5 protein-coding genes and 4 tRNA genes are annotated in these 11,580 nt (G+C 34.9%); 8 read left to right on the forward strand and 1 reads right to left on the reverse strand.

Annotation, left to right across the window (positions count from 1 at the left end; genetic code table 11):
* The first annotated feature begins 42 nt into the window (after positions 1-42).
* The 8 genes from AAAY30_RS05760 (at position 43) to AAAY30_RS05795 (ending at position 10,565) form a co-directional block, all read left to right on the forward strand.
* Complete coding sequence (locus AAAY30_RS05760; RefSeq protein ID WP_499215772.1) at positions 43-3,810, forward strand: InlB B-repeat-containing protein; 3,768 nt, start codon at positions 43-45, stop codon at positions 3,808-3,810.
* 103 nt (positions 3,811-3,913) lie between these two features.
* Positions 3,914-5,023, forward strand: coding sequence for an AAA family ATPase (locus AAAY30_RS05765; RefSeq protein WP_337781590.1), 1,110 nt, complete (start codon positions 3,914-3,916; stop codon positions 5,021-5,023).
* A 218-nt stretch (positions 5,024-5,241) separates the two neighbouring features.
* Positions 5,242-5,318 (forward strand) — tRNA-Arg (locus AAAY30_RS05770).
* 4 nt (positions 5,319-5,322) lie between these two features.
* A tRNA-His gene (locus tag AAAY30_RS05775) sits at positions 5,323-5,399 on the forward strand.
* 3 nt (positions 5,400-5,402) lie between these two features.
* A tRNA-Lys gene (locus tag AAAY30_RS05780) sits at positions 5,403-5,478 on the forward strand.
* 64 nt (positions 5,479-5,542) lie between these two features.
* Positions 5,543-5,617: transfer RNA gene (locus AAAY30_RS05785), tRNA-Gln, on the forward strand.
* Positions 5,618-6,480: 863 nt separating this feature from the next.
* Positions 6,481-9,564 (forward strand): ATP-binding protein, encoded by a 3,084-nt coding sequence (locus AAAY30_RS05790; RefSeq protein WP_499215771.1) that lies wholly within the window; start codon positions 6,481-6,483, stop codon positions 9,562-9,564.
* A gap of 5 nt (positions 9,565-9,569) precedes the next feature.
* On the forward strand, positions 9,570-10,565 hold the full coding sequence (locus AAAY30_RS05795) for an RNA-binding domain-containing protein (protein ID WP_499215770.1): 996 nt from the start codon (positions 9,570-9,572) through the stop codon (positions 10,563-10,565).
* 629 nt (positions 10,566-11,194) lie between these two features.
* Here AAAY30_RS05795 and AAAY30_RS05800 read toward each other — a convergent pair.
* Positions 11,195-11,443, reverse strand: a complete 249-nt coding sequence (locus AAAY30_RS05800) for a hypothetical protein (RefSeq protein WP_499215769.1) — start codon at positions 11,441-11,443, stop codon at positions 11,195-11,197.
* Positions 11,444-11,580 lie beyond the last annotated feature (137 nt).

Genomic DNA, 11,580 nt, shown 5'->3' on the forward strand with positions numbered 1-11,580 from the left:
TTGCCTGTCTTCTGCATATAATCATTTGCATGGAGGTAATATATGGCAATGTTAAAAAAACACAAAAAAACGTTGTTGTCAGCATTGCAGAGAGTTTTCTGCTTTATATTGGCAGCAACAATTTTGGGTGCGGTGGGTGTTCCCTCGGCCGTACTTGCGCTTGACGGTGCAAATCCGACAGTAGAAATTGTCGGATTTATGAGGGGCGACAGTAAAGATCTTCGTTCAAGTGAGCTTTTAATGGCAAAAGTAAGCAATTACGACGGTAATCCCCAAGAGCTGACTTACGAATGGAAAAATAAGCTTGGCACTTATCTGTATGTATTTGACAAGCACGATATGGCTGTGGTGCGTGGCACAAAAAGCGAAATTGAAATTTATAATTCGGATAAAGGCTTGTTCGCATCTGATAATATGAGCGGCAGATCTTATAACCGCAGCTATTCGCACAAAGGCTTTGCTTATGCGGCAGTTTACGGTGCATCTGTTAACGCTGAAAAATTAAAAGGCGGCATTTCCGTAACAGTAAAGGATTCTGACGGAAATATCATTGCGACAGCGTCGTATGATGACGATTTCAAAAATTATGACCTGTCAAAAGATATGGCAAACGCAGTGTTTGGTGTGTTTGAGGGTGAGAGCGTTGATATTCTTAATCTCTTAGGTCAAAGCTCGGTTGTTCATGTTGTATGTCCTGCCTGTTATGTAAGTCAGGGAACAATAATTTCCGGCAGCAATTGCATAAGTTTAAGCAAGTCAGAAAGCGGTTACTCAATAACAGGTTTAAAAGCCGGTGAAGGTGTAATTAAAATTAATCTTCAAAAGAGAAATTGCAAATTCCATAAAAACTCGGAAAACAGTTCGACTACAACCGTAATAGTATTTAAAAAACCTAACACTTCCACAACTGCAACAACACTCACTCTTACAAATCTTGATGACAGATGTGAATACTATCTTGAGGGTGTTAAGGGTGAAGTGATTGACGGCAAAATAACTTTTAGCAGTCTTACTCCCTCTACTGAATATACCATAGAGGTACGGGGCAGTTATATTGACGAGAACGGTACAACTAAAACTGCATACGCCTATGTAAAAGACACAACAAAGGACTGCTATACATCAAGTGTGGTTTTCAAACTTGATGATACTGTAGCGGATACCGAAAGCATATTCGGTAAACCGTACGAGGTTGCCGTAAAGTCTGACAGTGATTACATTGTCTTGCAGAGCGGTGATAACGGTTATATTGCAGAACTTGCTAAAGGCAATTATAAAGTATTTTTAAAAGACGGTAATGATTATAAGCAGATTGATAATGCGGTTCTTACCGTTGACAGTGATGATAACAGCATAGAGATAAAATATTACTCTATAGTTTATAATCTTGATGGTGGTACACTCAACGGCGATACAAAATTTGTTTACCGTGAGGGTGAATTCGTAAAAACAGTTGATAATAAACCAACTAAGTATGAGTATGTATTTGACGGCTGGAAGTGCGGTGAAAGCACTTATAGCAACAGCCAACAAATTACAGATTCAATTGACAGAAAATATGAATTGACAGCAATATGGGAAGTAGATAAGATAGGCGACGGAGAAAAGCCTGACGGAATCCCCGATAAATATCAAAAGAAAATTACCTTTAAAGTAGTAAACGGTACTTGGAAAGATAAGAGTGCAAATGATATTTCTTACTATGTAACTTTGCTTGACAAAGAGGGTAAGTGGAATGTCAACGGTACTGCAAGAATCAATATTCCAACAGGTATGACAGCAAATTACGGTTATGAAAACGGTAAGTGGGATATTGAGCCAAAGTCGCCTGTAAAGGGAACAAATGAGGAAACTTACACTTATACTTTTACAAAGAAAACCGACCCGAAAGTTGATTTCAAAGAACCAAACGAAAACGATAAACCAACACCTGCTACACAGGTAGTAGAGTACGGAAAGAAAATACAGGTAAAGCCGAACGGCGGTGTATGGGTTCACGATAACAAAACCTATTCGGGTGATGATGTAGCAACATTTGTTCTTGAAAAGAATATAAAACTCGAAGACCCAACGAGAACAAATTATGTATTTATGGGTTGGGATAAGCAGAAAGGCAAAGACGATGTAGCCTATATCTTCACAGCAATATGGGAAGTAGATAAGATAGGCAACGGAGAAAAGCCTGACGGAATACCCGATAAATATCAAAAGAAGATTACTTTTAAAGTAGTAAACGGTACTTGGGAAGATAAGAGTGTAAATGATATTTCATACTATGTAACTTTGCTTGACAAAGAGGGTAAGTGGAATGTCAACGGTACTGCAAGAATTAATATTCCAACAGGTATGACAGCAAATTACGGTTATGAAAACGGCAAGTGGGATGTTGAACCAAAGTCGCCTGTAAATGGAACAAATGCGGAAACTTACACTTATACTTTTACAAAGAAAACCGACCAGAAAGTTGATTACAAAGAACCAAACAAAAACGATAAACCAACACCTGCTACACAGGTAGTAGAGTACGGAAAGAAAATACAGGTAAAGCCGAACGGCGGTGTATGGGTTCACGATAACAAGACTTATTCGGGTGATGATGTCGCAATATTTGTTCTTGAAAAGAATATAAAACTCGAAGATCCAACGAGAACAAATTATGTATTTATGGGTTGGGATAAGCAGAAAGGCAAAGACGATGTAGCCTATATCTTCACAGCAATATGGGAAGTAGATAAGATAGGTGACGGAGAGAAACCTGACGGAATCCCCGATAAATATCAAAAGAAAATTACCTTTAAAGTTGAAAACGGTACTTGGGAAGATAAGAGTGCAAATGATATTTCATACTATGTAACTTTGCTTGACAAAGAGGGTAAGTGGAATGTCAACGGTACTGCCAAAATCAATATTCCAACAGGTATGACAGCAGATTACGGTTATGAAAACGGCAAGTGGGATATTGAGCCAAAGTCGCCTGTAAATGGAACAAATGCGGAAACTTACACTTATACTTTTACAAAGAAAACCGACCCGAAAGTTGATTACAAAGAACCAAACGAAAACGATAAACCAACACCTGCTACACAGGTAGTAGAGTACGGAAAGAAAATACAGGTAAAGCCGAACGGTGGTGTATGGGTTCACGATAACAAAACCTATTCGGGTGATGATGTAGCAATATTCGTTCTTGAAAAGAATATAAAACTCGAAGACCCGACAAGAACAAATTATGTATTTATGGGTTGGGATAAGCAGAAAGGCAAAGACGATGTAGCCTATATTTTCACAGCAATATGGGAAGTAGATAAGATAGGCGACGGAGAAAAGCCTGACGGAATCCCCGATAAATATCAAAAGAAAATTACCTTTAAAGTAGTAAACGGTACTTGGAAAGATAAGAGTGTAAATGATATTTCTTACTATGTAACTTTGCTTGATAAAGAGGGTAAGTGGAATGTCAACGGTACTGCCAAAATCAATATTCCAACAGGTATGACAGCAAATTACGGTTATGAAAAAGGCAAGTGGGATATTGAACCAACTGAAATTGTATCCGGAATTGAAGATGTTGTTTATGTTTATTTGTTTGATAAAATAGCAGGAACAGAGCCACAACCGCAACCGACAACTGTACAGCCGACTCCTACAGTTAAAACCGTTGTTCAGGAAAAAACGGTTTATAAAACACAGTATGTTGAGCCTATTACCTTAAAAACAGGTGATAATCTCACTTTCTTAGGTGTGCTTGTCGGTTTATGTGCAGCAGGTTTTGCAGGAACAATAATTTTCGGTAAAAAACGAAGTAAGTAATATTAAAAAGGCGATTGTAGATTAATTTTGCAATCGCCTTTTTTCAAATACAGAATAATAATAAATATTTCAAAGGTTATAATAAATTAAATGAGGTGAATTTATGGCTGAGGTAATTAAAATAGTTTTGACAGGCGGTCCATGTGGCGGTAAAACAACTGCTTTGAATTTTTTGAAAGATGAACTTGAAAAGTTAAATATAAAAGTTTTTATATTAGAAGAAATTGCAAGTAATTTATTGAGCAACGGCATTACTCCGCAAAAACTTGGTGTATATGAGTTCCATAAACAACTTTTTGAAACTCAATTAAAAGAAGAAAATTCTCTCGAAGAGAAAGCTAAGGCATACAATGGGGAAAAGGCTGTAATTTTATTTGACAGAGGATTGCTTGACAGCAAAGCATATGTTACCGATGCCGAATTTAAAAAATATATTTCAATAAGTAATAAAAATGAAGATGTATTAAGAAATTCGTATGATGCTGTATTTCATTTAAAAAGTGTTGCTTGTACAGATGAAAACACTTACATTAAAAACTGCAATTCTGTCAGAAAAGAAGATGTAAAGCTCGCCAAGGAACTTGACGAAAAATTACTTTCTATATGGACAGGCACATCACACCTGCGAGTTATACCAAATAACAGTGATTTTAATAAAAGGCTCGATGATTTGCTTAAAGAAGTATTAGGGTTCATCGGTGTTCCGGAAACTCTTGAAATTGAGCGTAAGTTTTTGATAGAATACCCTGATATTGATTATCTTAATAATATGACTGCTTGCAGAAAGGTTGCGATTACTCAGGCATATTTAAACACTCCCGAGGAAGGTATGTTCAGAATACGGAAGCGTGGTTACGGCAAAGACGCAGTATATATTAAAACGGTAAAAATCAAGATTAATGATTTGAAAAGGATAGAAAAAGAATCTTATTTGACACAAGCCGAATACAATAATTATCTTTCAAGAAAAGAATGTATAACGGGTATTATTTCAAAGGACAGATATTGCATAGTGTATGATGACGAATATTTTGAACTTGATGTATATCCGTTTTGGAATGACAGAGCAACGCTTGAGATAGAATTGCTGTCAGAAGATCAGCCTTACAAACTTCCTCCTTTTATTAAACTTATAAGAGAAGTAAGTCACGAACCCGAATACAGAAACATTGCACTTGCGCAAAGAATGGTTCATAATAAAGGGACTGATTAAGATAACTTAATTGATAACAACATTTCTTCTATATTAATACCAAGCGATATTGACATTATTATCTGCAATGTGTTAAAATGCCAATATCATTAACTTCATCATCAAATTAAAACAGGAAAATAATTATAAAAAATTAAAAAAAGTGTTGACAAATGGAGTTTGCTGATGTATAATAATGAAGCTGACTTAAGGGAAAAACAAATTTTTAAGTTAAGTATGCGGCAATAGCTCAGCTGGATAGAGCAACTGCCTTCTAAGCAGTAGGTCAGGGGTTCGAGTCCCTTTTGCCGCGCCACATGGTGGGATTAGCGTAGTTGGTTAACGCGCCAGTTTGTGGCACTGGAGACCGACGGTTCGAATCCGTCATTCCACCCCATTTGACTCATTAGCTCAGTTGGCAGAGCACTTGACTTTTAATCAAGGTGTCCGGAGTTCGAATCTCCGATGGGTCACCATAAAGCCGCACATTTTACTTTTGTGCGGCTTTTGATTTAAAAACCACAAGTTGGGTTTAAACGGTGGGCTGTCGCCAAGCGGTAAGGCAACGGACTTTGACTCCGTCACCCGTGGGTTCGAATCCCGCCAGCCCAGCCAAAAGTAAAGTGATTTAAATAGTTAAGCAAAACTACTTAAATCGCTTTGCTGTTTATTTAACAGTAATAGGTTTCAGATAGTCGCTTCCTCTCGTTGGATTGTCGCATTAGCTAACATCAGTTCAAGCCGATAACAACCACGAGGTAACTACACAAAGGGATAGGTGGTTGCACACCGATTCCGCAGTGGAAAGAAATACCCCTATCTGTCCTTTATTAACTTTTATTTGCAAAAAAGTAAGACCTGCACCACCGGATAAATAGTACAGGTCTTGACAAAGTATCTAAAAGCGCATAAAATAGAACAATACGCTTGTTTAGCTTCTCAAGTTCTGAGTACGGTCATACTCGGGGCGCACGCTTATCAATGATTGCAGTCACTGATAAGCTGAGGGGCTTATTTTATTTGCACTCACATTTTACCATTTAAAGAGAAAAATGTCAATATATAATAGAAAATATAGTGAAATTTAGTTTTACTATTTAATTAAGTGTCCCACCGTGGGACAGATGGAGGTATTAATAAGCTGATATAAGAGATATTACTGTTTGCGCTTTTAAAAAATTAAGAATAGAAAAATTATTGATAATCTAAATTAAATTTTGGAGTGCTTGATAAAACATATAGTTGTACAAATTATAATACATTATCAAATTTATGCTTAAAGTTGGATAATAAAAATATTACAATTACATTCGCACTATTGATAAAAACTGAGTTACTAAATGAACTGGAAAAATGGGAATAAATAATGTAAAGATTTATCCGAAAATAGATGATGTGGCTGATTATATAAAAACACATGTTAATATACTAAAATAATTATTAAAGAAATTTGATAAAAAGAATGGGGGAAGATACAGATGAATAAGCAACAATTTGATATGAATATACAAGCCGCAGACAATAATTCTTTGAGAATTGGTGCGGCGAACAGAATCTTACAGCTCTTGCAGAAGCTGCGTTACAGCAATAATGAGAATAGTGCGAAAAGATGGGTGTGGGAATTATGCCAGAATGCAAAAGATGTTTGTAACTCCACGGGAAAAGTGAAAATAAGTATTAATTATGATGAAATGCAGAGAAAAGTGTTTTTTCGACACAATGGTAAGGCTTTTTCAATGGATAACATATTATCGCTTATTAATCAGGCTTCTTCTAAGGATCGTAATGATGGTAGTGAGAGAAAAAGCGGAAAGTTTGGAACGGGATTTATTACTACACATCTGTTATCAGAAGTAGTTAATATTTCCGGACTTCTAGAAATTGGTGGCGAACATTCTAAGTTTACTATTTCTTTAGACCGCACAGGAAAGGAAAAAAATGAAATTATAGCTGCTATGGAGAAGGCTGTTAGTGATTTGGAAAGTTGTACACCTGTTGATTCCTTAGATTTTGATGAGGACGAATATAATACTGTATTCGGGTATGAGCTAGACGAGTACGGGATGAAGACGGCACGAGATGGATTGGAGAGTTTGAGAGTATCAGCAGCATATGTTCTTGCTATGCTTCCTGATATTGAGGAAATTACTGTTGAAAATACTGGAGAGAAGTTTCGGTATAAGAGAGAAGTGAAATGTGGATTAGAAAATGCAACTGTATCTGAAATTGAAGTGGAGCAGCAAGGTCATTGTTGTAATAAATATGTATTAGGAATGACAGAGGACAATGTTTCTATTTATATAGCATTGGAGCATATGGATGATAATATGAAGATTCTTCCATTTTCTGAGAATCAATCCAAATTGTTTTGTGATTTCCCTTTGATTGGAACAGAGGATTTCCCTTTTCCAGTTTTAATTAGTTCTCCAGATTTTAATCCCACAGAACCAAGAGATGGGGTGTTTTTGACATGTAAAAATACGGCGAGAATTGATGAAGAAATAGAAGCCAATCGGAGTATTATAGAAAAGGCATGTGGATTATATGAGCATCTGTTGGAATATGTAGCAAAGAAAAAGTGTGATGGCATTTATAATATTACCAAAGTGAATGCTTATAGTAAGAAAGAGTGGTATGACGAAAAATGGTTGGACGAAATAATTGATAAGTATAAAGATGTAATATTACATACGCCTATTATTCGCAACGCATGTGGAGATATGAAAGCATTGCTTGACAGTTGGAATAAGAAAGAGTTGTTGTATATTATTTCCGATAGAAATGTAGCTACACGTGAAAAAATATGGACATTATTAAGTTATATGACTCCAGATATGATTCCACAGAAAGAAGATTTGCATGAGTGGTATCAGTCCTTATGGTCAGGATGCAACAGTTATACATTTGAAACATTATCGGAACAAGTGAGTAATTTCGAAAATGTAGATACATTAGTGACCAAATTGGATCATATTGATTGGAGGGACTGGTTAAATAAATATTATGAAATTATAGATGAAAATGAAAAATGGCAGACATTTGTACAACATAAACAGCTGAATATCCTGCCAAATCAAAGAGAAAAATTCTGCTGTGTTGATAGTTTGTATTATGACATTGACATTCTGGAAGAATATAAAGAGATTCTAACGGATTTAGGAAATGATATAAAAGCAAGGCTATTACATTTGGAGTTTGAACGTAGGAAATGGTTTTGTTGCGGGAAGATTAATAATGGTCAAATTCTGGAACTGATTGAAACGCAGTTAGAACAGGGGGGAAAAGAAGAAAAAGAAACGGTTTATCAAAAAATAACTTTTATGTATAACGATTCTTTTGCTGATATAGATTCACAGAAAAAGATATGTCATTATGTGAACAGCATATTGAAATTGGGGTTGGAGTTGCATGAGGTTAAAGCGATATCAGAGAAATTGTTACGTGAATCTTTAAAATATATGACAACAATGGTTGCGGATAGAATAAGCAAATGTAACTCTTTGGAAGGATTTACAGAATATATGGATACTTCCAAGGAAGAGGCGGATGAGTATTTGACTGGTTTTATAGAATTTGTAGTCAAGCAGGGATGGGATAACCTAATTGATAAGAGCACAAAACCAATACTTCCAAATCAGAATGGTAATTTTACAATTAAAGAAAATATTTTTCTTGATAATGAAATGGATGAAACTTTAAAGGATATAGCTTGTATTGCAGGGCATGATATTAGAGAAGATTTGTTGATGAAAGATATATATTTGGAACTTCCGGAAAATCGTCAGAAAACAAATAAGGATATAGCCGGTTACATTACCAAATTTGTGCAAGAGAATAGAAATACAAAGGAACCGGAAATACGTAGTGCTTTTAATAAACTTTTACTTTGGATAAAGGATAATCAAAGTGAAGCAGAAGATATTTTGCCAATTATTTATGCAAATAAACATTATTTGTATGATGATGACGATATAGCCAATAATATTAGGCAGGCAGAAACATTTACAAATATAATGAGTAAGTATGATATTGATTCCCCTGAACAGTTGGAAGCAATTATCATGCAAGGCACTAAGGGTGCTGTGGTCGATACGGCTTTGTCAAAGGAAGCTGTCACGGAGGAAGTTCTGTTGCAATATGGAATTGATTCAAAAGAAGCATTAGATAGAGCTTTTTCTAATGCTGATTTTGCAAGCCGATTCATTAGAAAATCTAAGCATGAAATAAGCACATATGAGTATGTAAAGAAAATTCTAGATAGAGCACAGAAAAATATACTTTCATTTCTAGATAAGCAGGAAGAATATGATCTTTCGGATAAACAGAAGATTGCGGACACAATATATGTTGTTAAAAAGAATGGAAAGCAGATATATGTTTTGGCGAGACCATCCGATGGTGGAGAAGTCAGAATTTATTACCGAACAGAAATGGATATTTTAGACTATTCTATGGACTGGGAACTTTGGGTAGAAGATGGAAAAAAGGAACCACAAAAGATTACTTTCGGTAAAATGATTAAACTTACTGGTCTTAACAGAATACCATTGAAAGGAATGTGATAAATATGAGTGTTAATGAGGATAGAGTATCCTATATAGTTGAGAATAATGTGCTGGATAATGTGATATGCAGAGCTTTGGAGCTTCGTCCGACAGAGCTTGCAAAATATATTTGTGGTCTGGCCAATAATACTGGAGGATACATATTCCTTGGAGTTGAAAAACAAAATGGATGCATGAAGAAGGTTGGGTGTCAAAAAACTTTTAATGTGGCTGGTGTAATAGAAATGGTAAAAGCTCAGCTAGATAATGAAATATCCATGAATTATGGCTTTGTATCGGTAGGTGGTGCTGATATATTTGCTATTGAAGTTGCGCAAAGTGACAAAAAGATTTGGCTGGAAGGAAAGTGCTTTGTATATGAAAACAATGATGTTGAGGAAAAGGTTGTCAATCAGAATGATGAGCCTATAACATTATTTATCTCTTATACGGAGTGTGATGCACCAATTGTGGATATTATTGAAGATAAAATAAAGGAAAGGCTGAAAGATAGGATTAAGATATCTAGATATACAGAGTTGCAGTACAAAGACAGTTTTATGGCATTTATGAACACGATACAGGATCATGACTTTGTATTGACTGTTGTTAGTGATACATATTTGAGACGTCAGGCATGTATGTATGAAGTTGGAGAGATTATTAAGGACCGTCATTATAAAGACAGGCTATTATTTGTTGTGCTGAGTGAAAAAGAACGAAAATATTATGGTGAGGATGCACCAGAAAAGATAGGACCAGCTATTTATAAAGGACCAGAAGAACGATTGGAATATGTAGATTATTGGAAGAGACGCTATGATAATTTAAAAAAGAGAATGAGAGAAATCAATGATCTTGAGGCGGTTAGTAAAGCTTCCGTGGATTTAACAATAATAGGGCAGATATTCCGTAAAGATATGAGTGAGTTTTTGGACTTTCTGTCTGATGAAAATGGTAAGAGTTTCGAGAAGTTATATGTAAACAATTTTGATGAAGTTATAGCGTGGTTGAAATAGAAATATAGTAGGGAGCCCTGCAACAAATAATGCAATGAAAACGAATAGATATTATACTAATATTGGAGATAAATTAGAATTAATTACATGTGGTAAAGATGTTTTTTGCTATATTTTTTTAAATGGGCGAGAATTTAATTTATTAGTGTTAGACAAAAATATAGGTGATAATTTGTAAAAATTATATAGATCAAGCTTGCAAAATTAACAGCCTATTTTACCTAATCAAATACCATCCGTTCCTACAAATGGATTTATACAAGAGATATAATAAAATCCTTCTGCTGATTTTGGCAGAAGGTTTTTTACTGCAAGTGTCCCACCGTGGGACACTTATTTATATGTTTTGATTAAAATTATTTAAATTTTGTGGTGATTGTATTTGATTAGGTAGAAGTATATTCTGTAATTGTAATTCATTTATAAGATAATTCTTTATATCGGTTATGTGTTGTTCAAGTCTATTTGGAAAACGACCTTCATAAGACAGAATACGCAGTAATTTTTTATGTATAGTTTCAATTTCTTGTTTATTTTTTAAGCAAAGGGGATTGCCTTGCGAAATGTATGCTTTAGCAATATATTTATCTGTGATAGGAAAGCAGTTACTAATTCTATATAGTGCCGGTTTATTGGTGATAATACGCAGAACGAATATCATTTTTTGGTAGTTGTATGTAGTTATTATACTTGGCAATTTGATTTTGAGTTCTGTGAGAAATATCACTTGTTGGTATAGCCCAAAATAATCCGTTAATATTTTTATCATTAATACAACAATAAATTGGACGCTGTTTACTGTCACCGTATTTACCGCCCAAATTATTGATTAATTTAATATAAGTGTTATCAATTAAATAAAAACTGTTTTCCTTCATTTTTTCTCCTTTGTCTTTTACAAAATAAGGGGCTGTCGCAAATGAGTGAAATTTGCAACAGTCCCTATTTTTTTGATAGATTAAGTTTTAGTAAGAATGAAATTTTAAAAAAGTTGAAAATATCTTCAATGGCATAC

The organism is Ruminococcoides bili (genome assembly GCF_040093295.1).
GTDB lineage: Bacteria > Bacillota > Clostridia > Oscillospirales > Acutalibacteraceae > Ruminococcoides > Ruminococcoides intestinale_A.

Coding starts and splice junctions, on each gene's coding strand:
- AAAY30_RS05800 (WP_499215769.1), bottom strand. CDS start 11,443: ATGAAGGAAAACAGTTTTTATTTAATTGATAACACTTATATTAAATTA.
- AAAY30_RS05760 (WP_499215772.1), top strand. CDS start 43: ATGGCAATGTTAAAAAAACACAAAAAAACGTTGTTGTCAGCATTGCAG.
- AAAY30_RS05790 (WP_499215771.1), top strand. CDS start 6,481: ATGAATAAGCAACAATTTGATATGAATATACAAGCCGCAGACAATAAT.
- AAAY30_RS05765 (WP_337781590.1), top strand. CDS start 3,914: ATGGCTGAGGTAATTAAAATAGTTTTGACAGGCGGTCCATGTGGCGGT.
- AAAY30_RS05795 (WP_499215770.1), top strand. CDS start 9,570: ATGAGTGTTAATGAGGATAGAGTATCCTATATAGTTGAGAATAATGTG.